Here is a 25,835-nt window from a genome sequence, read left to right on the forward strand (position 1 = left end):
AGAAAATAAGACTTTTCGGTCAATCCGTGGCAATGCAGCCGTCCTGCACGCCGATAAAAGGGGCATACCTTATACCATTGTTCGCCGACTCAGCTGTTTGCGCGGACTGCATTCATCTACCTTATCCATATGAAAAACGTCGTTAGCAAAGTTAGCACTTTTCTCGCAGTAGCGTCGGTCGCGACGCTGCAGTCGTCATTCGCCGATGTGAATGGCGAAATCACTGAAAACAACCTGGAGACCGGCGCCTTTACGGTGACGGTCGATGCCAAGGCGGAAGTTGCGGTCGGCGAGCTGATCGTTGCCCTTAGTGAAGTGGAGGGCAAGAAGGTTGAAATTGGAACCGGTGAAGTCACGGCCGTAGCCGATGGATCTATCACCGCAATTTTCGATTCGGAGGACGTCGCGGTCGGCATGGCTGCTCTCGTCAAGCAGTTCGCTCCCGAGCACGAAGCCGACCACATGTCAGCTATCCCTGACGACACTTACGCGGTCGTCAAAGCCGTACCGGATGAGGAGCTCGATGCTCCTGCCGCCGCCAAGGCCTGCCGCGACGCGATCGCGGAATATCCAGAGGAGTCCCGCTTCTACGCTCAGCTCGGCCGTGCTCTCCAAGTAGATGGCAAGCCAGCCAGCGCGATTCTCCAGTACGAGAAGGCGATAGAGCTTCGTCCCGACTATCCGGTCGCTTTGCACAATCTCGCCAAGCTCCGTTTTTACGGTCCGGAAGAGCTCCGCGACTTCGATGTTGCCCGCAAGCACTTCAACAAGGCTGCGGAACTCGGTTTTGCCGCCTCCCTTCCCGTAATCGGCACCATGATGCGTGACGCGATGGGTGGCGAACGAGACTTCGCTGCCGCGGTCAATTGGTTTTCCGTTGCGGCCGAGCAAGGTAACTCTTTTTCCCAGAATGCTCTGGCCGAGTGTTTTGAAAATGGCTGGGGCATCGACCAGGACATCAGCAAGGCTCTCTTGTGGTATCGCAGCTCGGCAGAGCTCGGATACGTGCCTGCCTACCGTAACCTCGGTCGCGTTTTCCAAAAGGGAATCGGCGTGACTGCCAATGATCGCAAGGCTTTCGACTGGTACTCTCGCGCCGCTGAAAAGGACGACGTCGAGTCTCAGTTCCGAGTCGGCCAAGCTTTCCTCGCCGGCAAGGGCGTTGTGCACAGCGAAGAGTACGGCATCGAGTGGTTGACCAAGGCTGCGGACGCGGGGCACGCCCAAGCGATGAGCGCGATCGCCTCTTACTACTACGCTCGTGGCGATTCCAAGAACGGCGAATTCGACCTCGCTGCCGCTTGGTACAAGAAGGCTGCGTCCAAGGGCGACGCGGTCGCTCAGTTCAGCCTCGGTTCCATGTTTGAGAACGGAGATGGCATCAAGCGCGACAAGGACTCAGCGATCAACTGGTACCGCCAAGCGGCCCGCCAGGGACACAGCGAATCACAGAAGCGCCTCGTCAAGCTCAAGGCTGACTGGTAAGCGAATAAAACTTTTGGCGAGCTGGTACCTCGCCTCATAGAGATACAGGATCTCTATCTAACATAGGGGAGTCGGTTTGTGGGAACCGGCTCCCTTTTAGCGTTGTAAGTTGGGCGGTCGCTCGGGAGCGAAGTCTCGCTTAGAGCACGCTTTCCTCGGGATGCGGCTTGGATTTTAGGAAGCGCCAACGTACTCGCAGGCCCACGCCGAAATCGCTGCCGTATTCCTCCTCCTCGATTTCGGAAAGGGCGTATTCGAGATCGAGCGAGAGCTCAAAGTGCCCGACGAGTCGTCGAAAGTAAGGAGTGTCCTCGGGAGGAAACCAAGTGATGCTGGGAATGATCTTCAGGCCGTCGTCGCTTCCGCCGTCGAAACGATCTGTCTTGTACTCCAAGCTCAAGCCGTAGCGAAACTCTCCCAAGGGTTGGTAGATGATGCCGGGCTGGAAGACGGCGAGGGAGTTGGGAGCTTCCACCGGAAGTTTGTTGTCGCGGCGATCGCTGCCAACCCATTGGTATTGGACTGTTGAATACGCGAGCCAGCGAGCCTCCTCGTCCAGCCGGTAGGCGGCTGTGATATAAGGCATGTATTGGTCGTAGCTGCTCCGGAGCAGGGGGGAGGGGATTTCTTCGAGTGGAATTCTTGCGTTGAAGCCTCCGGCGAGGAAAAGCCGCCCGTCAAGCATGTCGTCCAACCTTTGCTTCAGTCCGAATGTGAGGTAGCCGTCGCTGCTGACGGGATCACTGTCGAAGGGATTGGAAAAATAGGGGGTGAGGCCGATCTTGCCCTCGCGTTTGTTGGTGAAGCTGTACTCGAGCTCCATGGGGAGCCGGATGTAGCGCTCGTGGACCACGTCGCCGAGCTTAGGCTTTATGTCGATGCTGAAGTCGGAATCTTGCCCGGTAAACGGGAGCGGAGCTCGTGAGATGGAGTCGACGAAGCTGTGTCCGAATTTTTTCTCTTCTGGCCATGATTCGGCGCGGCCTTGCCAGCTGATTGAAGTGGCGATGCTGCAAGCGATTGCTCCAGTTAGGATGCGATACGAATCCAGATTGGGTTGGGGAAGGCGAAACGAAGAGGAAAGGCACATGACATGCACTTAGAGCGTTCCCCAACAACGATGTTCCTTGCTCTGCCTACGCGGGTACACGTTGGGGTGAACACGCCCTAAGGCACGACCTCTCTTCGAGTGCATTTTGCAAGGGCAGGCAGACGCTCAGCCTACTGCTCGGGAACTTCGTTGCCCTTCTTGCAAACGCCGTTGGCTTTCAGCTCCTCGCAGGAAGCGGTCACTTGCAGGCGTTGGCTGATGGGGGTGAGTCCCAATTTTCCGGATACGCTATTGCCGTACCACTGCAGGAAGGGGGCGCTGATTTCGAAAATTTTCTGGCAGTCGTTGCAGATTACCTGGGCCTTGTGCGGATCCTCCTCCGTGTTGGGCATGTAATACATCGTGCTGGAGCCGATGTCGACCTCGCGCACGAGGTTGCCCTCGACGAGGATGGGGAGCGAGCGGTAGACGGTGGCGCGGGAAACGGTGCGGTCGATTTCGCGAGCTTTGTCCAGTAGCTCCTCGGCCGTGAAGTGTGAGGTCTCCTTGAAGACGGCTTCGAAGATTGCCATGCGCTGGCCAGTCATGCGCAAGTTGTGCTTTACCAAGTAGCTTTTGAACTTTTCTCTGCAGTCGTCGATCGTCACGTGGCCGAATCTCAATACATTCTCAATAACTGTCAACCGCGAAGGAGCCGCAAAATCGAGCTGCTATGAGTCTCGACGCCACAGTGGTTTGCGTGTGGTTGATGTCCGGATTTGACCGGCCGCTGCATTACCGTTTGCCGGATTCCATGGTGGAAAACGCCGAACCGGGCTCGCTGGTGAACGTGCCTTTGGGGCGTCGCCAAACCATCGGGCTGATCGTGGAGAAGGACTGCCAGCCGGACTTGCCGCTGATGCAGCTCAAGCTGGTTTTGAACCTTGTCTATCCAGTGCCCGTGATGACGCCCGCCTTGCTCAAGCTGGGAGCGTGGCTTCGCCAGTACTACGGAGCCTCCATCCAAAACGTATTGGAAACCATGATACCGGGCCCTGTACGGCAGGGGATGAGGGCTAAGGAGGAAAAGTACGTCTCCGCCGTGAAGGAAGCGGATGCGGAAACCTTGGCCGCTTTGGAGAAGAGGGCTCCCAAGCAGGCGGAGCTCTACCAGTTCTTGGCCCAACAGTTTCGCCCGCAAAAGAAGAGTTTGGTGCTGAGCCGGCTTGATGCCTCGCCGGCAGCTTACACGGGACTCTTGAAAAAAGGGCTTATCAAGGAGGAGGCTCGCAAGGTGGAGCGGGTGGCCTACGACGACGAGCTGGGCGACGTGGAGTACGCGAGCAAGCAGGAAATCGTGCTCAACGACGAGCAGGACGCTTGCTACCGCAGCATTGCCGAGAGCGTGCGTGCTGGAAAATTCACTACGCACTTGCTTTACGGGGTGACGGGATCGGGCAAGACGGAAGTCTACATCGCGGCCATGGAGGAAGCCCTCAAGGCCGGCAAGAGCGTGCTCTTTCTGGTGCCGGAAGTGGCGCTCACCCCGCAGACGGTGGGGCGGCTGCGCTCGCGTTTCACTGAGCACAAGGACGCGCACGCGGTGGTGTGGCACAGCAGTTTGTCGGACGGGGAGCGTTTGGACGCGTGGATGGCTTTGGCCACGGGAACGGCTCGCGTAGTGGTGGGGGCACGCTCGGCGGTGTTCGCTCCGCTGCCGAATCTCGGTCTGGTCATCGTGGACGAGGAGCACGAGCCGGCTTTCAAGCAGGACGAGACGCCGCGATACCACGGACGCGACGTAGCGGTCTACCGGTCTTTTTTGGAGAACGTGGTTTGCGTGCTCGGCAGCGCCACCCCTTCGCTGGAGAGCTACCGCAACGTAAAGCTCGGCAAGTACAAGGAGGACCGCTTGACCAAGCGCATCGACGACCGGCAGCTGCCCATGATGCATGTAGTCGACATGCGCATCGAAATGATGCGTACCCGAAAACCGGTTACGATATCAAATCTGCTGGCAGAAAAACTGCGGGACCGCTGGGAAAAGGGGGAGCAGAGCATCCTCTTCATCAACCGTCGCGGCTACAACGCGAGCATGCTCTGCAACGAGTGCGGGCATGTGGAGGAGTGCAAGCACTGCAGCATTCCCATGACCTTCCATCGTAGCGACAACACCTTGAAGTGTCACCTTTGCGGACACGAAGCGGAGCCGCCCTGGCGTTGTCCGGAGTGCAAGAGCGATTCGATTCGCGGCAAGGGGAGCGGCACCCAGCGGATCGAGGACGTGGTGAAGAGCATCTTGCCGCGGGCCAGCGTGGTGCGGATCGACACCGATACCATGGGTAAGAAGCACCTCTTTCGCGAGATCCTGGGAGACTTTCGCAAGGGCAAGATCGACTTGCTGGTGGGGACCCAGATGATCGCCAAAGGCTTGGACTTTCCGAACGTCACGCTGGTGGGGATGGTGGATGCGGACTTGTCTCTGCATGTGCCGGACTTCCGGGCCAACGAGCGGACCTTTCAGTTGCTGGTTCAAGTCTCGGGGCGGGCGGGTCGCGGCGACTTGGCGGGCGAGGTGGTGGTGCAGACCTTCACGCCGCACGCGGAGCCGATCCAGTTTGCCCGCCGCGGGGAGGTGGACGAGTTTTTGGAAGTGGAAATCCAGTCGCGGGAGCAGTTCCAGTATCCGCCGTTCCGGCATCTCGTACGGCAGGTTTTCCGTAGTCGTAACGGGGACAAGGCCATGTTCTTCGCCGAGCAGTTCGCTCGTAAAGTGGAAGCTCGCATGGGCAACAAGATCGAGATGCGTGGGCCGACGCCTTGCTCCATCGAGAAGATGAAAGATCACTACCGTTTCCACATCTGGTACTTCACGCAAAACGTGAGCGGCCTGATGCGGGTGCTCAAGGAAGTGGAGGCGGAGGTGCCCCTGCCCAAGGACGTGATGCAGATCTTCGACGTGGATCCGATGTCGGTGAGCTAGATTTAGGTGGGAGCGTGCTTGTCACACGATTTCCATGCAGGAACTAACCGGTGCTTTCGCGTGACAAGCACGCTCCCACAAGATTCGTTTACAAAGTTTTCGCGCGAATTGAGTTAAGGAACTCAGCGGCGGGCCGTTTATATTAGGCAGACGAGCTTATGGCTCTTCTAAACGACTCTCTCCCACGTAGCCCCGAGACTTTGGTTGGTCTCGGGGCTTCTGTTTTTTCGAACGTAACGCGGAGATTCAGCCCGCGACGTTGGAGATTGGATCTTGCAGTGTTGACGCTGGCTAAAGCTCAGCGCTACGGGACGTTTTTAACGTCGCATTTCGGGCGGGCATCTTTTCACATCGCGGCCATGCGGATCTATTTTTTGGGCATAGCGGGAACAGCGATGGGCAACGCGGCCCTGCTTTTGCGGGCCATGGGGCATGAGGTGCTGGGCTGCGACCAAGCGATCTACCCGCCGATGAGCACCTTGCTGGAAGACGCGGGCATCGAGATCATGCAGGGCTACAGCGTTGAGCGTCTACAGGAGTTGGCTCCGGACTTGGTGGTGGTGGGCAATGCTTATTCTCGGGGCAACGAGGAGGTGGAATTTTTGCTGGAAAACCGCTCCATCGAATACACGTCTTTGCCGGAGGTGCTGCGTCGTTTCGTGCTGAGCAAGCGTAACAACATTGTGGTGACAGGCACGCATGGGAAGACCACAACCACTGCGATCACTTCCTTTTTGCTGGAGCAAGCGAGCCAGGATCCGGGCTACATGATCGGTGGGGCGCCTATCGATCCGGCTCGCGGTTGGCGGGTTGGCTACGAAGGCGGACCGTTCGTGATCGAGGGCGACGAGTATGACAGCGCTTTTTTCGACAAGCGCAGCAAGTTCATCCACTACCAGCCTCGGATCGTAATTCTCAACAACCTGGAATTCGATCACGCGGACATTTTTCGCGACTTGCAGGACGTGAAGCGGACCTTCTCGCATTTGCTGCGTCTGGTTCCGAAAAGTGGATACGTGCTGTTGAACGCGGACGACGAAAATGCACTTTCGCTTACCGGCTTGGACTTTACGACGGTATATCGGGTGGGAACCGCCCACGACGCTGATCTACGTATCGAGAATTACGAGACGACGGCTGAGGGCTCTCGCTTCGATTTGATCTGGCAAGGACAGAAATGGGCTTCGGTGGAGTGGGGGATGACGGGGCTTTTTAATGCACGCAACGCGGCCATGGCGAGTCTGGCGGCGGCGTTGACGAGCGGCAGCGTTGTCGATTTCGATGCGGGCGCTTTGTCGCGTTTCCGCGGTGTTAAGCGTCGCCAGCAGCTGCGTGTGGAGCGTGACGATTTGACGGTGGTCGAGGATTTCGGGCACCATGCCACGGCCGTGCGAGATACGCTGTCGGCCTTGCGTAGCCGTTTTAAGGATACGCGAATTGTGGCCTGTTTCGAGCCGCGCAGCAATACTTCCCGTTTGGAGATGATGCGGGCGCCTACGATTGCGGCCCTCGAGTTGGCGGACATAGCGTATATCGGCGCGGTCAAGAGCCGCAACAGCGCTGGAGTGGAGCTGATGGATACGCGGTCCTTGGCGGCGGATTTGCAAGCGGCCGGTACGGAGGCGCGGGCCTTCGAGAGCAACGAGGAGTTGTTCGCAGCCTTGCAGCCGTTGAGCTCGCGGCAGGATCGGAAGACCTTGGTCATTTTCTTCACCAATGGATCGTTTGGCGGAGTGATCGAGCGCTTCGTGGCGGAGTGCGGGTAGGAGCGAGCTTGGTCGCGTTCTGGTCGTTGCATTCGCGAGCAAGCTCGCTCCTACCTGTCATCAGTTTCGTTAATGATAAGCGGATCTAATTATCCTGCGCTTGCGGTATTCTGAGCGACACTTACGGTTCGCGGCATGGCTTCTCCAGAATTCAAGTACCAGCCGATCATCGAGCTAGGCCCTGACGACACCGAGTATCGTCACCTTACCAGCGAATTCGTTTCCGTGTCGGAGTTTGACGGCAAGGAAATCCTCAAGGTCGAGCCGGAGGCGCTCACTTACCTCGCCAAGACGGCGATTCGCGACGTTTCCTTCATGCTTCGTCCCGCCCACTTGAAGCAAGTGGCGGCCATCCTCGAGGATCCGGAGTCATCGGAGAACGACAAGCACGTGGCACTCACGCTCCTGCGCAACGCGGAGGTGTCGGCCCAAGGCGTGCTTCCTTTTTGCCAAGACACGGGCACGGCTATCGTGATGGGCAAGAAGGGGCAGCAGGTTTGGACCGGCGGGAACGACGAGGAAGCGCTCTCCAAGGGGATTTACGAGACTTACGCCAAGGAAAACCTTCGCTACTCGCAGACGGCTCCGCTCTCCATGTACGAGGAGAAGAACACGGGCACCAACTTGCCGGCCCAGATCGACCTCTACGCGACGGAAGGGGCCGAGTACAAGTTTCAGTTCCTCTGCAAGGGCGGAGGCTCCGCCAACAAGACTTACCTTTTCCAGGAGACCAAGGCGCTGCTCAATCCGGAGCGTTTGGAAGCGTTTTTGGTGGAAAAGATGATGAGCCTCGGCACCGCGGCGTGCCCGCCTTACCACTTGTGTTTCGTGATCGGCGGCACCTCGGCGGAAGCCAACCTCAAGTACGTGAAGCTCGCTTCCACCAAGTACCTCGACAAGATGCCGACCTCTGGCAACGCGCTGGGCCGCGGTTTCCGCGACATCGAGCTGGAAGAGAAGATTCTCGAGCGAGCCAAGGAGTGCGGCATCGGGGCCCAGTTTGGCGGCAAGTACTTCGCTCTCGACGTGCGCATCATCCGCTTGCCTCGCCACGGGGCGAGCTGTCCGGTGGGGATCGGCGTTTCCTGTTCGGCCGACCGCAACATCAAGGCCAAGATCAACAAGGACGGCCTTTGGGTGGAGCAGCTCGAAGGCGATCCGGCCCGTTTCATTCCGGACGCCTTCAAGAACAAGGCGGAAGCGAAAGTCATCGAGCTCGACCTGAATCGTCCCATGAAGGAAATCTTGGCGGAGCTCACCCAGTACCCTGTGCAGACGCGGCTCTCGCTCAAGGGCACCATCATCGTGGCGCGCGACATCGCCCATGCGAAACTCAAGGAGCGGCTCGATCGCGGGGAAGGCTTGCCGCAGTACGTGAAGGACCACCCGATTTATTACGCAGGCCCGGCCAAGACGCCCAAGGGCTTGCCCTCCGGTAGCTTCGGTCCCACCACGGCGGGTCGCATGGACTCCTACGTGGAGCAGTTCCAGGCGGCGGGCGGCAGCATGATCATGTTGGCGAAGGGGAACCGCAGCCAGCAGGTGACCGACGCTTGCGCGAAGCATGGCGGTTTCTATCTCGGATCCATCGGCGGACCGGCGGCCATCCTGGCCAAGGAAAGCATCAAGAAGGTGGAGCTGGTGGAGTACGAGGAGCTGGGCATGGAGGCGATTTGGAAGATCGAGGTGGAGAACTTCCCCGCTTTCATCCTGGTCGACGACAAGGGCAACGACTTCTTCAAGCTGATCCGCAAGCAGAACGTCAAGTGCGCCAAGTAGGGGCTTCCGGTCTCTCGCTTACCGTCGATTCGAGGAGCGTGTCGACGGGACAATCCGCTGCTTCGAGGGAGCAGCGGATGTCGCGAGACTTCCAGCTCGGGCGGGTGACGACGGCGTAAATTCTAAGCTTATTTCAGCTTCTGCCCGTCTTTAGGGTTGATTATAGAGAATTAAAGAATAGGAACTCTTTAATTGAAAAGCGCCGCAGCTTAAGCGGTTCTTCTAAACGCGGCCCGCAAGCCGTTTACACGCATATACACTGGAATGAATTTGAAGACTATCCTCGGTCTTGCCTTAGGAATCCTCGGCCTGGCGGCCGGCATATTTGTCCCCATCGAAGGCTTGGGGCTGCCGGCGCAGATCACTCTCGGCATTTTTATTTTTGCGGCGGTTTTCTGGATCATGGAGCCGATTCCGATCTACGCGACTTCGATGCTGGTAATCTTGCTGCAGGTGATGCTGCTGAGCAGCCAAGGCTTCATTTTTTCGGTCCGCACCGCTCCGCTGGCGGAAACGAGAGTGGCTGAAAACGGAGCTCTCGTGGTTCCGGCGTCGGCGTTGGGCGAGGGGGGCGAAGTCTATCTCAACAAGTCCAACAAGTCGCTGGCGAAGGTGGTGCCGACATCGGTTGAAGCGGTGGGGGAAGGAAAGGTTGCCTTGAGGGGCAAGGGCTTGGACGGCGAGGCTCTCGTAATCGCGGATCCGCAGCACCGTTCGATATCGGCGGGCGCGAACTCGTATTCAGATTTCTATGGTACCTTAGCCAGCCCGATCATCATGCTTTTCTTGGGAGGCTTCGCTTTGGCGGCGGCGGCGGTGAAATTCGGTCTGGACCGGAGTTTGACTCGGGTGCTGCTTTCGCCGTTCGGGAAGCGTCCCGCTATGGTTTGCCTCGGTTTGATGATTTGCACGGCAACGCTTTCCGCTTTCATGAGCAATACGGCTACCACCGCCATGATGATGACGGTGGTGCTTCCGATCGTGGGCAGCATTGCTCCCGGAGATCCCTTCCGCAAGTGCGTGGCCTTGGCGATTCCGGTAGCCGCCAACATTGGCGGCATCGCCACTCCTATCGGTACGCCGCCTAACGCGATCGCCCTAGCGGCCTTGAAGGAAAGCGGCATCAACATCTCCTTTTCGACTTGGATGGTGATGGCGGTTCCGTTCACGATCGCCTTGCTGGTGTTCGCTTGGTGGATGCTGCTTGTTCTTTTCAAGCCGGAAGCGGAGCAGCTAGAGGTAAAGCTGAGCGGCAGTTTCGACAAGTCGGCCAAGGCGATCGCAGCCTACCTCATCTTCGCGGCCACGGTTTTGCTATGGGTAACGGAAAAGCTGCATGGGATTTCCACGACCATGGTTGCCTTTCTCCCGATCGCGATCCTCCCGGCTCTGGGCGTATTGGACAAGAAGGACATTCGTGGCTTCTCCTGGGAGGTCCTTTGGCTGGTCGCAGGTGGTATTTCGCTGGGGCTTTCCCTCAAGTCCACCGGATTGGCGGTTTGGCTGATTGGCTTGGTTTCCTGGAGTTCGCTGGGGGCGCTAGGGGTGGTAATCGTCTTTGGCGTGGTTGGCTACTTGGTGGCGAATCTGATCTCCCACACCGTTTCCGCCACCATGATCATGCCATTGGCGATCACAGTGGGAGCTGCCTTGGCAAGCGTTGGAGGTTTCAATCTCGCCGCGTCCATCGTTTCCATCACCGCGATCATCAGTATCGCGATGGTGCTGCCTATTTCGACTCCGCCCAACGCCATTGCGATGGCAACGGGTATCATCGAAACCAAGGACATGGCCAAGGTCGGCGTAGTCGTCGGCGTGGCCGGAGTGGCTCTCGCCATCGTTTTCGGGCTCGTTTACTGGCCCTTGATTGTTCGTTAACCCTGAACTCTGGATACCAAAATGAACCAGATCTACATACTCTGTATCGATGACGAAGCCGATGTCCTGGAAGCGGTTGAGCGTGACCTCGCGACTTTAGAAAACGTGTTTCCGTTGGAGACAGCCTCTTCTGCGGACGAGGCTCGCGGTTTGCTGGAAAGAATAAAGCAGCAGGGCGACGAGGTGGGAATCGCTTTTTGCGACCATGTCATGCCCAAGGAAACGGGCGGCGAGTTTTTGAGCTGGATGGAGGCAACGCCTTACTGGAAAAAGACCCGCAAGGCGCTGTTGACAGGCCAAGCGGGACTGGAGGCGACCGTCTCGGCTATCAACAACGCGGGCTTGGATTTCTACGTATCCAAACCTTGGACGCGCGAAGGGTTGGTGCAGGCTGCCAAGCGATTGCTCACCGACTATGTGATCGAGAGAGACCTGAACCCTCTTCCGTACATGGCGACCTTGGACGCCGAGCGCCTCTCGGCTCACGCCTACAAAAAGGGCCTTCTCTCGGATACCTGAGGTTTTGAATATGGACGATTCGCTCAAAAGCGTCTTTTCCGAATCGACACTTTCGGCTTCCGGAATTCGCACTTTAGTCGAAGCCTTGCCTCAGCTTGACGCTTCGCGGCGGGACTATGCGGCAAACGAAACGATTCTGCAGGAAGGCGAGCTCAACGATTGCCTCGTCATTTTGATGGAAGGCAGGGCTCGGCTAATCAAGGACGACGAAAAGGGACGTCCCCTCGTGGTGGATACCTTCGGTCCTGGGGCCCTGTTGGGATTGACCAGTTTTTGGGGGAAAACGGAGGTTTTCGCTAGCGTGCAGGCCGATACGGATCTCGTTTGCGTTTCGATTGACCGCGTCTTGTTTGATTCCCTTACCTCGGAGAATCCGGACTTCGTGCGAGCGGTGCAGGGCTTGTTCGTGCGGAATCTGTCGGACCGTTATCGCAACATGGTGCGGGCTCAGGTGGCTCGGGAAAAGCTCTCGGCTCAGCTGGAGCAGGAGAGGAACCACCTGCGTGACGCCTTGAAGCGATTGGAAGAGACGACGAACCGCATGGTGAACCAAGAGAAGCTGGCTACGATGGGGCAGCTTCTAGCGGGCATCGCCCACGAGATCAACAACCCGGTGGGCGCTCTTTTGCGGGGAATCGAGTCCGCGAAGGAAGCGCTGGAGCATGCCTTCGATGCGAACGGGAAGGATTCGCTGGAGTACACTTTGCTGAGCGAAGGGTGGAATTGCCCTTATTGGAGTCCGGAAGAGAAACGCGCACGCATGAGCTCGGCTCTGTCAGACTTCCCTCAACTCGGCCGCCCCTTGGCGCGGAGGGTCGCTCAGCTGACCGATGCCGCCTACAACCTGCTTCGCAAGCCCATCAAGAAAAACGCCAAGGAGCTAGACCGCTTGTTGTCGGTTTACGAACTCGGGGTCTGTTTTCGAGCGGTTCGCCTCTCGGGCGGCCGTATCGGAAAGATCATTACGAGTTTGAGAAATTATGGAAAGCAGGGCGGCTCCGAATCTGAAGAGTGCGATCTATCGGAAGGGATTCGAGATACGCTAACAGTGCTGAACAACCGCTTGAAACGCTATGAACTGAAGCTGGACCTCGCTCAACTGCCGCCGCTTTCTTGCAACCTTGGGGAGATCAACCAAGTTTGGACGAACCTGTTGGCGAATGCCATGGATGCCACGGAGGAAGGCGGCGAGATTTGCGTGTCTGCATCTGTGGAGGGCGACGATATTCTCGTTTGTATCGAAGATTCAGGTACAGGTATCGACCCCTCGAAGCTAGAAAAGGTTTTCGAGGCAAACTTCACGACGAAAAACTCGAGCGGCAGCTTCGGCTTGGGGCTTGGCTTGTCCATTTCGCGGGACATAGTGGAAAAGCACGGTGGAACCTTGCGGGCGAGCAATCGCAGCGGAGGTGGGGCTCGTTTCGAGGCTCGTTTCCCGCTTGGTAGGTAACGGTGGGTGGACTTTCGATAGGCTTATTCTTCGCGGTGGCGACTTGTAGCGCGATCTGTGCTTTTTGTCCTTTGATTCGCGAGCGGGTGGCGAGGGCCACCACTCTTTTGTGACGCTAATTTTTTGCGGAGAATGTCCGGAAAATGAATACGCTAGAAATCATATTTGGGAACGCCTTGATCGTGCTCTTCTTTGTCGTAGGGCTAGGCTTGCTGCTAGGGAACCTGACGATCAAAGGCATCGGGCTCGGTAGCTCAGGCGTGCTTTTTGTCGCCTTGCTCGCGGGGCATTTGGGTCTGGAAATTCCAGCCGGAGTGGGAAGCTTCGGATTGGTGCTGTTCGTTTATTGCGTAGGCATAGGGGCGGGGCCGCGATTCTTTCCCGCCTTGGCAAGAGAAGGGGGAGGACTTGCCAAGCTAAGCTTGATCATCGTATCGGTGGGAGCTCTCACGGCCTGGGGCTTGGGGCGATTCTTCGAGTTGCCCACCGATCTCACGGCAGGGCTCTTCGCGGGGGCCTTGACCAGCACGCCGGCCTTGGCCGCTGCATCTGAAGGTACGAAAGTGTCGGCTGAGGGGGTCGCAATCGGTTACGGCATCGCTTATCCATTTGGTGTGATCGGCGTCGTGTTGTTCGTGCAGTTGCTGCCGAAGCTGATCAAGTCCAAGGAGCCGGAAGAGGAGACCGAGGCGGACCGTGCCGAAAAGGAGGTTCAGCACTTGCTGGTGGAAGTCTCTAACTCGAACTTGGTGGGGCTGAAGATCGGGGACGAAAACCTGTCCCGCTTCGGTTGTCAGGTTTCGCGGGTGATGAAGGAAGGTCGTCTGGTGCCCTTGAACAGCGAGGACGAGTTCTTCTTGGGGCAGAACTTGATGTTGGTTGGACGCTCTCGGGACATCAAGTTGGCTACGGATTTTATCGGCAAGAAGAGCGAAGCGAGCTACGTGATGGATACCGAGAGCGAGCGGGATCGTTTGGTGGTTTTGTCGAAGGAAGTGGGAGGTAAGGCCTTGCAGGAAATCGGAGCCCTGCGGAACTTTGGAGTCGTGGTCACGCGAGTGGAGCGACTGGGGCAGACCTTCGTTCCGACGCCTGCCACGCGAATCGAAGTGAACGACGTTCTTACTTCGGTAGGGCAGACGGACGGATTGAAACGTTTTGGCGAGTTGATCGGGCATCGCCCGCAGGCGTTCGACCAGACCGACATGATCTCTCTGGCGGTGGGGCTCAGCTTAGGGATATTTTGTGGAATGGTTCCGATCGCGTTGCCAGGGGGAGACCCGATGACCTTAGGGTTGGCGGGTGGTCCTTTGTTCGTGTCGCTGGTTCTTGGATACTTTGGCCGGATCGGTCGTGTGGTTGGCTATATCCCGAGGCCGACGCGTCTGCTGCTGCAGGAGTTGGGGTTGGTGCTTTTCTTGGCGAATGCGGGCATCGTGGGTGGCGCCAGCTTGGGGGAGACCGTTTCCAAATATGGGGCGACCGTTTTTGTGACGGGAGGCATGATTACGCTTTTGCCATTGTTGGTTGCCTACGTTTTCGCTCGCAAGGGCTTAGGCTTGACCCAACCCCAGACTTTGGGAGGGATTTGCGGGGGCATGACCAGCACGCCAGCCCTGGGAGCTTTGACCGCCTCGAGCAACTCCCAGCAGCCGATCGTTTCCTACGCCACGGCCTATCCGGTGGCCTTGATCATGATGACGGTGCTGGCGAAGGTCTTGATACAAGTGATGGGCGCCGGCGGAGGGGCTGGAATGTAGTTTGGAACTTCTTGGGGGAATTGCGGCACAAGGCCGCTTCCCACGAGACGCAAATTCGCTTGCCAAACTCTGGTTGAAATCTTTCGAAGATTGGGCATGCCGATCTACGAGTTTTATTGCCCAGAGAACAACACGACTTACTCCTTCCTCGCCAAGTCGCTCTCCTATGGCGACAAGACGCCGCGCTGCCCGGAGGACGCTAGCTTCACCATGCAGAAGAAAGTGAGCAACTTCGCTTTCGTAGGGAATGCCAAGGATCCAGCCGATGCCGATGCGTTGGACGATATCGACGACGCCAAGATGGAAAAGGTCATGGCCGAGCTGGAGCGAGACATGGCGGGCATGGACGAGGAAAATCCCGACCCGAAGCAAATGGCTCACCTCATGCGTAAGATGACGGCGCTCACCGGCGAAAAGATGCCCGAGGAGATGAACGAGATGATCGGGCGTCTGGAAGCGGGGGAAGACCCGGAAGCTTTGGAAGAAGAGTTCGGCGACGCTCTCGATGGCATGGACGACTTCGGTTCGGAAGACACGGCGGCCGGGAAGCTGCGCCAGTTGCGTCGCCGCTTGCTGGGCAGCAAGCGGGACCCGAACTTGTATGATATGTCTGAATACTGCGACTAGAAGCGCAGGCCAAGCTTGGCTTGGACGTTTGAGCTGTCGCCGTCGCTTTCTATTTGGCCGTTGGGGCCGATTGATGTGCGTTCGAAGGCTAGCTCGGTGTGGGAGTAGGCGATCGCAACGAAGGTCGAGTCAGTGAGGAAGTGTTGGGCGCTGAGTCTGACGTTCCGGGGTTTGCCGTCGTCAGGAAAATTTACTTCTGCAGACAACTCGGTCCTGGGAGAAAGGTAGTAGCTGCCCTGGAGCCCGAAGGTCAGGTTGTCTTCCTGGAAGTTGACCCTCTTTAGGGTGTTGTGCGCGACTGAGGCCTGGAGTCCGAACCATCTTTGGTTTCCGAGATCCCAAATGCGTTTGGTTGAGGCCTTGACGCTGTACTGATCGGCTTGGCTTGATTCGTCGAGAGTCAGCGCAGAGCCGATAGTCCATGCATCTTGGAGGTAATAGGAATAGCCGATCCCGTAGTTGTAGGACTTCAGGTCGAATCGCTCGATCTCCTGTCTCGGGGTTCCGTTGGGGTATCCGTAAGTGAGTCTTGGAAATGATATCTCGTCGGTTTGGTAGCCCAGTGCCAAGGAAAAGGTGTGTGGCGAGTCTGGATCTCTGTGTTTGTAGCCGAGTCCGTACATCTGGATTTCGGACTCGTATCCGTATGGGTACTCTTGATCCGAATAAAGGACACTCGCTGAAAGTTCGGAAACGCGTTCTGTAAACGGAATTTCGCTCCACGGGGTAGTGCTTCCATGGGTGATGGGAGCTAAGTAATAGCTTAGGCTGGCTCCAAATACCGGATCCGAAGACGAGTCTGCGTCGGCAAAGATAAAGTCTGCTTCCCAGTCGTAGGCATTCGCTATTTGGGCGAGGGAGAGTAGGGCGAGCGTTGCCGCGAGCGTAGATGGTAGCTTGGTTTGCATGAAGGGTGACTGTTTGTATTCAGTAAGTGATTGCTTTGATGATCCTCGCGGCTTGATAGTCAAGTTGCGGAGTGTACTTAGTTGCGTTTCGTGCTTGTCAAGCGAGCTGCTTTGCTGCCTTGCTGTTGCAGTAATGAAAAACGCAGCCGCCAGTTCACTCGAAACAGGAGCCCTTCTCGGAAAGGGGTCTTGGTGGCGTTGTTCGAAGGTTTGGCGATGGCGAAGCTGAGAGCTTAGCCCTATCATTTATGTCGCTGAACCTGTTTCCCGCTGAATGGAAGCAGGTTTTTTTGTATCCAGAATTTGGGTTGTTTTGACCAATGACGCCCGCGGAGCGGCCGTCCCACCCTTGGAGAAACCGACCCACCTAATATTTCGAACCGTTTTTATCATGTCTCAGAATCTCTTTGAACTTAAGTCTATCTACTTCTTCGGGCGTCCGTACGCCGAGCTCCTCAAGTGCTTTGGAATCGAGGAAAGCGCCCTCCTAGGAAAGTCCGTATTGGAGTGTCCATCAGGTCCTTCCTCTTTCGTGGTCGAGGCTAACGCGAGGGGAATCGATGCGGTCGGAGTGGACCCGCTTTTTTATCGAAGTCCGCAAGCGATCCGTGATCTGGCGCTGGCGGATTTTCGCGTGATGTTCGATCGCGTTAGAGCGGCTTCGGGCAAGTTCGTGAAGCGAACGTACAACAGCGTGGAAGAGGCCGAGGAGGTACGCAGGAGAGGCTTGCTGCGCTTCTTGCAGGACTACTCCATTGGCAAAGCGCTCGGACGATACCGGGAAGGGGCCTTGCCGTATTTGGAATTTGATGACAGGTCCTTCGAGGTCGTTTTGTGCGGGCACTTGCTATTCATCTACGCGGACTCGCTGGATCTGGACTTTCACCGAGCGGCGATTCGCGAGCTGTGTCGCGTGGCGAACCGTGAAGTACGAATTCATCCGATCGTGGACAACGGTAGCGAACGGTATCCGCACTTGGACGCCTTGCTGGAGCAAGCGGATGAGCTAGGATTCGATTCGCGTATCCAAGATGTGGATCACGAGTTTTTTGCGGGCACGAACCGGACTCTGGTGCTGGAAAGGAGGTGATTCTCCTGCAATGTTTTCGCGTGACAAGCACGCTCCTACAGAAACGCCTACTCCTTCTTCTTTCCGCGGATGCGGCCGTTGGCGGAGAGGAGGACGGCGAAGGGCCGAGTCTGGGGAAAGTGTGAGCAGACGATCATGGTGATGACGGTGATGGGCACGCAGAGGAACATGCCGGTGACTCCCCAGAGGGCGCCCCAAAGGCTGAGTGAAAGCAGGATGACGAGCGGGCTGAGGTTGAGGGAGTTGCCCATGAGGCGTGGCTCGAGCACGTTGCCGACCAGGATTTGGGTGGCGGTTACGCCGCCGATAATGCCGATGACGGGAAGAGGCGTTTCGAAGGCCAGCAGCGATAGGAGCGAGGGGAAGAGGGTGGCGAGGATGGAGCCGACGGTGGGGATGAAGTTGAGGAAAAAGATGAGCACTCCCCAGAAGGCGGCGAAGTCGAGTCCGATGGAGGCCATGATGGCGTAGCTGACTAGGCCGGTGATGGAACTGGTGAGGGTTTTGATGCCGATGTACTTGCGAGTGTCCTGGTCGATTTCCGTGATGATGTCGAAAATGTCTTGGGAAGAGGCGCTGGCGTTGCCGCGGGTCATGGCTTTGATTTTAGGGCCGAAGCTGCGCTGCTCCAGAAAGAGGAAGATCACGTAGATGCTAATGATGCTGGCGTTTCCGGCGATTGAGGCGAGGGAGGACGCGAGACGGGAGATGAGCCTGCTGAAGTTGAACTGCCCGACGAATTCTCGCAGGCTGGGGGGCTCTTCGATGGGGAGCCAGCCGATGACTTTGTCGATCATGGGTTGAAGGCGGGCCTGGTATTCGGGGGCGACGGTGATGACCTCGCTCACGTTCTGCGTGATGAAGTTGAAGAGGACGCCGAGGGCTCCGGCGATGACGATGGCGGAAGCGATGTAGCGGAAACCGGCAGGGAGGGTGCGTCCACGTATGTTGAGTTTCATGATCGCGGTGGAGAGCACGTTGATCAGGTACCAAATGAAGACGGCGAGGACGAAGGGGATGATCAGCTCCTTGCCGATCGTGAGGAGCCAGAAGGACAGGAGGGTGATGGCGAGGATGAGGAAGGTGCGGAGCAGGGGACTCATGGTCGAAAGAGGTGAAGGATCGGGTGGCAGCTTGGGCCTTGGGCAGGTGGAGTTCCAGAACGAAGAGCCTATTGGAGCTTACCCGCGCGTGACTCGACGAGTTACTGAGGACGGGAAATTTTCCTTCGAAAAATGGAAACAGAAAAAATGTTTCCGGGTCACATTCAGTTATAGCAGTTGTTCGTTCTACCCCACAGATCCAAGTGGATAGAACAAATTTTTCTGGTGTGGATTTGAGGAACCCCAGAAAACTAGAGGAGGGCCCGGGCGGATGGGGATTCGCCCGGGTTTTTCTGTGTCAGGGGTGAACTGCGAAGGCGAAGGACATGCGTTCTTCGCTGATGTTTGGCTCCCGGTCAGTCGATTTCGCGGGTAATTTCGCTCGATCTCCAGCGGGAAATTGCCTGAATGCGGGCCATGACGATCCGCTATTCCGATCTCGTTAAACCAGAATTGCACTCCCAGCCGATTTACCAGCCCGGCAAACCGATCGAGGAAGTTGCCCGCGAGCTGGGGCTCGATCCCCGCGGCATCGTCAAGCTTGCTTCCAACGAAAATCCGCTCGGCGCCTCCGAGGCGGCGATCGAGGCGGGCAAGGCCGCCCTTGAGGAAGTGGAGATGTATCCAGACGGTGGATGCTTCGAACTGAAGCGGGCTCTGGCGGAGCACCGTGGCTTGGCTCCTGAGCAGTTCATCATCGGCAACGGCTCCAACGAGGTTCTGGAAATCATCGGTCACGCCTTGCTAGGTCCTGGAGACGAAGCGGTTATGGGGAAGGGCGCTTTCATTGTATACAAGTTGGTTACCTTGCTTTTCGGGGCGACTCCAGTGGAAGTTCCGATGCAAAATTTCACCCACGACCTCGAGGCCATGGCTGCAGCGGTTACGGATAAGACCAAGGTCGTCTTTTTGCCCAGTCCCGACAATCCGAGCGGAACGGCCAACACGGAGGCGGAGATCCGCGCCTTTGTGGAAAAACTTCCCGAGCACGTGCTTTTCGTCTTGGACGAAGCCTATGCGGAATACGTGGAAAATGCTCCGGATTTGCGCGACCTGATCGCGGCCGGGAAGAAAGTTTTCTGTACCCGCACCTTTTCCAAGATCTATGGCCTTGCTGGATTGCGAGTGGGCTACGGCTACGGTTCGCCGGAGCTGGTTTCCTTGCTCAATCGAGCTCGCGAGCCCTTCAACGTAAATTCGATCGCCCAAGCCGCAGCGATTGCAGCCCTTGGTGATCAGGAGTTTGTGGCGGATTGCCAAGCTGCCAACGAGGTCGGACGCTTGCAGTTGGAGACTGGTTTCATGTCGCTGGGCTGTGAATACATCCGCAGTTTCGCCAACTTCGTGACCGTGAAGGTGGGAGACGGGGTGCGTTGTTTCGAGGAGCTGCAGAAGGCGGGAGTGATCGTGCGTCCGCTCGCCCCTTACGGGATGCCCGAGTGGGTGCGGGTGACGATTGGCCTGCCCGAGCAGAACCAGGTGGCCCTGCAGGCCCTCACTTCGTTCTTGAAATCTTAGGGGCAGGGGCAGCATCTTAGAGTTCCTGCCGGGATGCGCTTGCCGCTCCCATTAGCGAAGTTTTCGCGGCAGCGTTTCTCTAGATACAGCAGTGTACACATATACAGCTTCGGAACTCACCACTTGCGGCGTCGGCGCCGCGATCCTCTTGGCCTTGAATGCCATCTTTGTCGGGGCCGAATTCAGCCTCGTTAAACTTCGCTTCACCCGATTCGGCTCCGGTCGCATGAAGGAAGCTCGCGAATCGGAGCGCATTGCCGGTTTGCTGGAGGACATGAGTGCCAGCATCAAGATGCTGCGCCTCGGCATCTCGATGTTCTCGATCGGAGCGGCGTTCCTCATTTTGCCGCTGGCCTACACGCTGACGACCCGCATGGGTTGGGCGGCCGGCTACGAGCTGCGCGTTTCCATCGGCATCAGCCTGCTTTTCGCGGTGGTGGCCCACTTTGTCCTGGGAGAGCTGGTGCCGCGAGCGGTGGCCTTGCAGCATCCGGTCAACATGATTCGCTGGGCCTTGCCGTTCGTGCTGGTCTTCCGGGTACTGAGCCGTCCGCTCTCGATCGTGATGAATTTCTTGTCCGGGATCGTCCTGAAGGTCTTTCGCTTGGACCCGAACTTGGACTTGGACCTCCTGGATGTGCAGGCCCAGATCCGTTCTTTGGTTGTGGAAGGGGACGAGTTGCCTGCCCTCTCGGAGAGCATCGTGAGCAACGCCCTGGAGCTGCGCAAGCGAGTGGCCCACGACATCATGATCCCGCGCAACCAGCTCCAGTACATCGACCTGGAGGACACGGCGGCGGAACAGTTTGAGACTGCCCGCAAGACCGGTCACACGCGCTTCCCGATCTGTACCGGCGATTTGGACAACTGCGTGGGAATCGTGCACATCAAGGACGTTTTCCGCAGCGGTCAGGAAAGCATGAAGATCAATTGGGACAAGCTAAAGCGCCCGATGATCACTTTCTCCATGGACGAGCCTTTGGAGAGCGTGCTGCAACGCTTCCTCAAGACGCGCAAGCACTTCGCCTTGTTGAAAGACGAGTTTGGCGGCACGGTGGGGGCAGTCACTTTGGAGGACGTGCTCGAAGAGCTCGTCGGTGAGATTCAGGACGAGTTCGATAAGGAAGAGAAGCTGGTGATGGCAACGGAAGGCGGTACCTTCGAAGTGGACGGCCTCACTGCCTTGCACGATTTGGCGGACGAAATCGGTATCGAGCTTTCGGCTGACGAGGTGTCTACATTTGGTGGATACATCACCTACGAGCTGGGCCGCATGCCGAAGCAAGGGGAGGAGTTCCGCATCAAAGATCTGGAAATCAAGGTGCTTGCGGTCGACGAGCGACGTGTCTTGAAGGCTGAAGTCAAGGTGGCTTCCGCTATCGTAGAGATTCCGGTGGAACCGTCGGAGTCGCCCTCCTCCTAGGGATTTTAGCGTTTGAAACGTAGCGCTGGCTAAAGCTCAGCGCTGCTACGAATGCGTTCCAGGTAGGCGTTTGCTTTTGCATGGCCTCGCAACTGCACGAATTCGATGTGGGCGTAGCTAGGATCCTTCATGATGCCCAGATAACGTTTTCGTAGGGGGCGGTAGCTAGTCAGGGTCCAGAGCAAGACGGAGTCGCGGCTGAAAAAGCTTTTGCGGAAGCTCTCGCGATTCCCGGTTCCCGGCCAAATTTCCTCTTTTGTCCACGCTCGTTCGATCGCTCTTCTGAAGGCTTGAGCAAGGGTCGTGAGGAAAGGCGTATCCAGCCAGATCACGGATTGCACGCGCTTCCATTTGACTGGAACGGTACGGGAGTAGTTGCCGTCGAGTACCCAGCTCTCGCCCAAGAGCTCTGTATTCAAATTTTGAAACAATTCTTCGTCGCTTGGCTCGGTCCAGTTCGGTCCCCAGTAGACGGAGTCGAGCTCCACGTACCTTGCCTCGATTCTCCGGGCGAGTTTGCGGGCAAAGGTGGACTTGCCGCTGCCGCTGCAGCCGATGACGTTGATGCGTTTTGGCGGGGAGTTGGATAAGCGAGGCTGCAAGGGGCCAGGGGGCTAGAGCGAAAATTCTGCTTGGGTGGGGGATGCGGGGGTATCCGCGGAATGGGGACGGCTGTTGGAAAGAGCGTTTTGCAAGGGGCAGCTTTGGGCGTTACTATCGCGTCCGCGACGATAGCTTTCCAGCAGGGCTTTCGATTGGGCGGCAAGGCGGCGCCGCACCTCGCGCCGTTCGCCTTTGACGCGAGCGATATGCATGTGGTCGTAAGCGGTGGTCTGGTGGCGCATCCATGCGATGGTGGCTGCTTCGGCCCGCTTTTCGATGGGGATGCGCTTGGTGCGAGCGACGGTACCGCTGCCCACGGGAGTTGCGTGTTCGGCGATACGCGTTGCCATCTCCTCGGCGAGGGCCTGGTAGCGGGAGTGGAAGTTGAGGTAAGCGAGGATCTCTTGGCGGAAGTCGATCGCGTAGTTTGCCTCTTGCTTGGCCCGTCGTTCCCGGCCTGCCTGCAGTCGCTTTTTGTAGGATGGGTCTTGTCTCTCGATGAGGAGTTTCAGTCGATTGGTCTCGATGCTCTCCTTGGCGGCCCAGATGCCCAGCGAGATGACGCGGCGCCCTCGCTTTTCCTTTACGGTCCAAGTGGGGCCGGCTGCTTTGACGCGGCGGGTGAGGGCGGCATCGCCCGGTTCCAGCAGCTCCCAAGTATCAGGGAGCGTAAGGATGTGTCCATCGTGGGAAATGACCTTGCGTGGGTGGGGATGGGGGCGGACTTCTCGGTTTTGTTCAGGCACGGGCGGATGGATTGGAACCGTGAATGAAAAAGCCGGCAGGCTACGTCAACCTTTGGAGGAGGTCGTAGCGCTCATGCAGTATATAGAACGAGCGCAATCTTTTCTCCTTGCCGACTTCTTTAACAGTTGAGTCCACGCTGCCTTTCCATTGCATGGGGTGCGGTCAGCCTAACTGGTCCTTGTTGGCTGCTACCCTCGCAGCTGGTCGTACCAAATCCCCTTCTCAAATTGTTTCTATGAGTACCCTGAGCACCCTCGACTGGGCGATTGTCGCCCTGTATTTCATCGTGATCGCCGTCATTGTTTGGCGTGCCTCGCGCAAGCAGGAAACTTCTGCCGACTATTTCTTGGCGGGCCGCAACATCGGCTGGTTCGCGGTGGGCGCCTCCTTGTTCGCCTCGAACATCGGATCCGAGCACATCGTGGGCTTGGCTGGCAACGGAGCTACCAGCGGCATGGCGATGGCCCACTGGGAATTGCACGCTTGGCTAATGGTGATGCTGGGCTGGGTGTTCGTCCCCTTCTACTACCGTTCCGGGGTCTTTACGATGCCGGAGTTTTTGGAAAAGCGCTTCAACGCGACGGCGCGTTGGATCCTCTCCATCGTTTCGCTGGTAGCTTACGTTTTCACGAAGGTTTCGGTCACGGTCTATGCGGGCGGCATGGTATTCGGGGTGATTTTGCCGGACACATTTGGCAGCCCGGAAAACGCCTTTTGGGTGGGGGCTCTTACCACTGTGGCGCTGACGGGCCTGTACACCGTGATCGGCGGTTTCCGAGCGGTCGTCTACACGGACGCCATGCAGGCTCTGACCTTGCTGATCGGTTCGGCGTTTATCACTTGGATCGGCTTGTCGAAGCTAGGTGGCTGGTCTGAACTGCAGGCAGTGGCGGCGACTAACGCGGAAAGCTTTTCGCTGTGGCGCCCGAACACGGATGCTGACTTTCCTTGGCTGGGCGTTTTGATCGCCTCGCCAATCATCGGCATTTGGTACTGGTGCACGGACCAATACATCGTGCAGCGCACCCTGGCGGCCAAGAACTTGCAACAGGCGCGTCGCGGAGCCATCTTCGGCGGTTTCCTCAAGGTTTGGCCGGTATTCATTTTTCTCCTACCTGGATTGATTGGCTACGCTCTCTTCCAGAAAGGGCTTATCGACTTGCCGATGAAGGAAGGGGCTGACGGTTCGCAAGTGGTCGACGGCGACGGCGTTTTCGCGACCATGGTAACGAGTTTGTTGCCTCCTGGTTTGCGAGGCTTGGTGGTAGGCGGCTTGTTGGCGGCTTTGATGAGTTCGCTCTCCTCGCTCTTCAATTCCTGCGCCTCGCTCTTCACCATCGACATCTACGAGAAGATTCGTCCCAACAGCTCGGAACGGAAGCTGGTCAACGTTGGCCGTATCGCCACCGGCATCGTTGTGGTGCTTGGCGTGCTTTGGATTCCCATCATGCCGATGATCTCTGGCGGCGGTCTGTACGTCTACCTGCAAAGCGTGCAAGGTTACCTGGCTCCTCCGATCACCGCCGTCTTCTTGCTCGGGCTTTTCTTCACCCGGATCAACGGCCGCGGAGCGGTTGCTGGTTTGAGCATCGGTTTCTTGCTGGGGATGTTGAAGCTCACCATCCAGGGCCTCGTAGGGGCGGGAATGCTGCAGGGTTCAGCTTTTTTGGTCGCGATTGGCGAATACAATTTCCTTTTCGCCACCGGCTGGCTGTTCGCTATCAGCGCCATTGTGGTCGTGGTGTTCTCCTTGACCAGCCCGGCTCCGAGCGCGGCGAGCTTGGAGAACTTGACTTACCACACCCTGAGCAAGGACAGCAAAAAGGAGACCAAGGACGGCAAGGGCGCGATCGACTACATCGGTTCCGCGGTGGTGCTTGGCTTGGTGGCGGTGATTTACCTCTACTTCAGCTTCTGGCTGAACTGAGGGGGTTGGGGCGGCGCTCGCGCTGCGACCAAGGTGCCTTTTGTGGATTCTTTGTTGTTGGTTCGATACCTCGGCTCGCTTTTATTGGGGGCTGAGCAATGAACATCGGCTTGGAAGGTTTAGGTTGGAACGAGTGGTTCCAGAAGGAGTTTGACGCTGTCGACGACGGCACGCTGACGCCTGCGCGGGTGATTCGCGAGAACCGCGGCGAGTATGTGGTCAGCACGGGCGACGCGACGGCGATCGCTCGTCTGCCGGGCGTGGAGCGTCTGGGCAAGATGGACTCGGCGGCGTATCCAACCGTTGGGGACTGGTTGGCTTTGGAGAAAGTCGAGAACGGGGAGGACTTTTTGGTGCGCAGCTTCCTCGCCCGCTACAGCTTGTTCGAGCGGAAGGTGGTAGGCGATGCCACGCGGCACCAGTCCATCGTCGCCAATTTCGATTCGCTCTTCCTGGTGACGGGCTTGGATTTGGACTTCAACACGGCCCGTATTCAGCGTTACCTGAGCTTGGCTTGGAACAGTCGCAGGGAGCTCGTGATCGTGCTGAACAAGGCGGACCTCAGGGATGATTTGCCGGAGATTCTAGAAGCGGTGCGTGAGGTGGCGGGCGAGGTTCCGGTGCACGCGGTCAGCGCTCATGACCGCTCGACCTTGGACTGCCTATTTGAGTATCTGGGCAAGGGGAAGACCGTGGCCCTGCTCGGTTCCTCGGGCGTGGGAAAGTCTTCCTTGGTCAACGCCTTCTTGGGTGAGGACAAGTTGCTGACCCAGCAAAATCGGGCGGCTGACGGACGGGGGCGGCACACGACGACGTGGCGCGAGTTGCAGGCGATTCCCACCGGCGGGGTGCTCATCGACTTGCCTGGCATGCGGGAGTTGCAGTTGACGGGAGAGGGCGACGGAGTCGACAAGACCTTCGAAGACGTGGAAGCGCTCATGCTGGAGTGCAAGTTTCGCAACTGTCGCCACGAAGGGGAGCCCGGTTGCGCGATCGATGCGGCGATCAAGGACGGCCGCTTGGCCGCCAGCCGCTATGAGCAGTTCCTCAAGCTCAGCCAGGAGCACGCGATAGCCAAGGCCCGTCGGGAGGCGAGGGACAAGGCGATCGCTGCCCGACGTCGCCAAGTGAACGTCAAGGAAGGCGTTGCCAAAAAGGGCAAGACGCGTCGCCAAAAGAACGCGAACCGTTCCCGGGACTTGATTGACGGAGCCAACGACTGAAGGTTGCCTCTGCTCC

Annotated in this window: 20 protein-coding genes; 14 read left to right on the top strand and 6 right to left on the bottom strand. The window is 57.7% G+C overall.

What is annotated here, in order from left to right; genetic code table 11:
* Positions 1-129 precede the first annotated feature (129 nt).
* Complete coding sequence (locus IEN85_RS19525) at positions 130-1,485, top strand: tetratricopeptide repeat protein (protein WP_191618786.1); 1,356 nt, start codon at positions 130-132, stop codon at positions 1,483-1,485.
* 139 nt (positions 1,486-1,624) lie between these two features.
* Here IEN85_RS19525 and IEN85_RS19530 read toward each other — a convergent pair whose 3' ends face one another.
* A complete protein-coding gene (locus tag IEN85_RS19530; RefSeq protein ID WP_191618787.1) occupies positions 1,625-2,575 on the bottom strand; it encodes a hypothetical protein in 951 nt (316 codons plus the stop codon).
* Positions 2,576-2,706: 131 nt separating this feature from the next.
* On the bottom strand, positions 2,707-3,198 hold the full coding sequence (locus tag IEN85_RS19535; RefSeq protein ID WP_224772744.1) for a Fur family transcriptional regulator: 492 nt from the start codon (positions 3,196-3,198) through the stop codon (positions 2,707-2,709).
* A 50-nt stretch (positions 3,199-3,248) separates the two neighbouring features.
* Here IEN85_RS19535 and priA point away from each other — a divergent pair, with 50 nt between their 5' ends.
* The 8 genes from priA to IEN85_RS19575 all read left to right on the top strand — a co-directional run bounded on the left by priA (position 3,249) and on the right by IEN85_RS19575 (position 15,277).
* Positions 3,249-5,498 carry a replication restart helicase PriA gene (priA, locus tag IEN85_RS19540; RefSeq protein ID WP_191618788.1) on the top strand — a complete coding sequence of 750 codons (2,250 nt, stop codon included), beginning with the start codon at positions 3,249-3,251 and terminating at the stop codon, positions 5,496-5,498.
* Between the two features lie 359 nt (positions 5,499-5,857).
* On the top strand, positions 5,858-7,264 hold the full coding sequence (locus IEN85_RS19545) for a UDP-N-acetylmuramate--L-alanine ligase (protein WP_191618789.1): 1,407 nt from the start codon (positions 5,858-5,860) through the stop codon (positions 7,262-7,264).
* 135 nt (positions 7,265-7,399) lie between these two features.
* The gene (locus IEN85_RS19550) at positions 7,400-9,043 is read left to right on the top strand and encodes a fumarate hydratase (RefSeq protein ID WP_191618790.1); all 1,644 of its coding nucleotides are present in this window, start codon (positions 7,400-7,402) and stop codon (positions 9,041-9,043) included.
* A 264-nt stretch (positions 9,044-9,307) separates the two neighbouring features.
* Positions 9,308-10,921, top strand: a complete 1,614-nt coding sequence (locus IEN85_RS19555; RefSeq protein WP_191618791.1) for an SLC13 family permease — start codon at positions 9,308-9,310, stop codon at positions 10,919-10,921.
* A gap of 21 nt (positions 10,922-10,942) precedes the next feature.
* On the top strand, positions 10,943-11,440 hold the full coding sequence (locus IEN85_RS19560) for a response regulator (RefSeq protein WP_191618792.1): 498 nt from the start codon (positions 10,943-10,945) through the stop codon (positions 11,438-11,440).
* A gap of 10 nt (positions 11,441-11,450) precedes the next feature.
* Entirely contained in the window at positions 11,451-12,890 is a 1,440-nt protein-coding gene (locus IEN85_RS19565; protein WP_191618793.1) for an ATP-binding protein, read from the top strand.
* Between the two features lie 143 nt (positions 12,891-13,033).
* Positions 13,034-14,650 (top strand): aspartate:alanine exchanger family transporter, encoded by a 1,617-nt coding sequence (locus tag IEN85_RS19570; protein WP_191618794.1) that lies wholly within the window; start codon positions 13,034-13,036, stop codon positions 14,648-14,650.
* Positions 14,651-14,746: 96 nt separating this feature from the next.
* Positions 14,747-15,277 (top strand): FmdB family zinc ribbon protein, encoded by a 531-nt coding sequence (locus IEN85_RS19575; protein ID WP_191618795.1) that lies wholly within the window; start codon positions 14,747-14,749, stop codon positions 15,275-15,277.
* On the opposite strand, the gene IEN85_RS19580 is transcribed toward IEN85_RS19575, so the two are convergent.
* Positions 15,274-16,185 (bottom strand): porin family protein, encoded by a 912-nt coding sequence (locus IEN85_RS19580; protein ID WP_191618796.1) that lies wholly within the window; start codon positions 16,183-16,185, stop codon positions 15,274-15,276. The genes IEN85_RS19575 and IEN85_RS19580 overlap by 4 nt on opposite strands.
* A 391-nt stretch (positions 16,186-16,576) precedes the next feature.
* On the opposite strand from IEN85_RS19580, the gene IEN85_RS19585 reads away from it, so the two are divergent.
* Positions 16,577-17,275, top strand: coding sequence for a hypothetical protein (locus tag IEN85_RS19585; protein WP_191618797.1), 699 nt, complete (start codon positions 16,577-16,579; stop codon positions 17,273-17,275).
* A 47-nt stretch (positions 17,276-17,322) separates the two neighbouring features.
* On the opposite strand, the gene IEN85_RS19590 is transcribed toward IEN85_RS19585, so the two are convergent.
* On the bottom strand, positions 17,323-18,378 hold the full coding sequence (locus tag IEN85_RS19590; RefSeq protein WP_224772745.1) for an AI-2E family transporter: 1,056 nt from the start codon (positions 18,376-18,378) through the stop codon (positions 17,323-17,325).
* A 417-nt stretch (positions 18,379-18,795) separates the two neighbouring features.
* Here IEN85_RS19590 and hisC point away from each other — a divergent pair, with 417 nt between their 5' ends.
* Both hisC and IEN85_RS19600 read left to right on the top strand, forming a co-directional pair.
* Positions 18,796-19,896: a histidinol-phosphate transaminase gene (hisC, locus tag IEN85_RS19595; RefSeq protein WP_191618798.1), complete on the top strand. Its 1,101-nt coding sequence runs from the start codon at positions 18,796-18,798 to the stop codon at positions 19,894-19,896.
* A 91-nt stretch (positions 19,897-19,987) separates the two neighbouring features.
* The gene (locus IEN85_RS19600) at positions 19,988-21,319 is read left to right on the top strand and encodes a hemolysin family protein (RefSeq protein ID WP_191618799.1); all 1,332 of its coding nucleotides are present in this window, start codon (positions 19,988-19,990) and stop codon (positions 21,317-21,319) included.
* 29 nt (positions 21,320-21,348) lie between these two features.
* On the opposite strand, the gene IEN85_RS19605 is transcribed toward IEN85_RS19600, so the two are convergent.
* Complete coding sequence (locus tag IEN85_RS19605; protein WP_191618800.1) at positions 21,349-21,921, bottom strand: P-loop NTPase family protein; 573 nt, start codon at positions 21,919-21,921, stop codon at positions 21,349-21,351.
* Positions 21,922-21,933: 12 nt separating this feature from the next.
* Positions 21,934-22,668, bottom strand: a complete 735-nt coding sequence (locus tag IEN85_RS24815) for a DUF2293 domain-containing protein (protein ID WP_191618801.1) — start codon at positions 22,666-22,668, stop codon at positions 21,934-21,936.
* Positions 22,669-22,904: 236 nt separating this feature from the next.
* Between IEN85_RS24815 and IEN85_RS19615 the strand changes: the two genes are divergently transcribed.
* Both IEN85_RS19615 and rsgA read left to right on the top strand, forming a co-directional pair.
* Complete coding sequence (locus IEN85_RS19615; RefSeq protein ID WP_191618802.1) at positions 22,905-24,596, top strand: sodium:solute symporter; 1,692 nt, start codon at positions 22,905-22,907, stop codon at positions 24,594-24,596.
* A gap of 98 nt (positions 24,597-24,694) precedes the next feature.
* Positions 24,695-25,819: a ribosome small subunit-dependent GTPase A gene (gene rsgA / locus IEN85_RS19620; RefSeq protein ID WP_191618803.1), complete on the top strand. Its 1,125-nt coding sequence runs from the start codon at positions 24,695-24,697 to the stop codon at positions 25,817-25,819.
* Positions 25,820-25,835: the final 16 nt, after the last annotated feature.

The sequence above is a fragment of the Pelagicoccus enzymogenes genome, assembly GCF_014803405.1.
Taxonomy (GTDB): domain Bacteria; phylum Verrucomicrobiota; class Verrucomicrobiia; order Opitutales; family Opitutaceae; genus Pelagicoccus; species Pelagicoccus enzymogenes.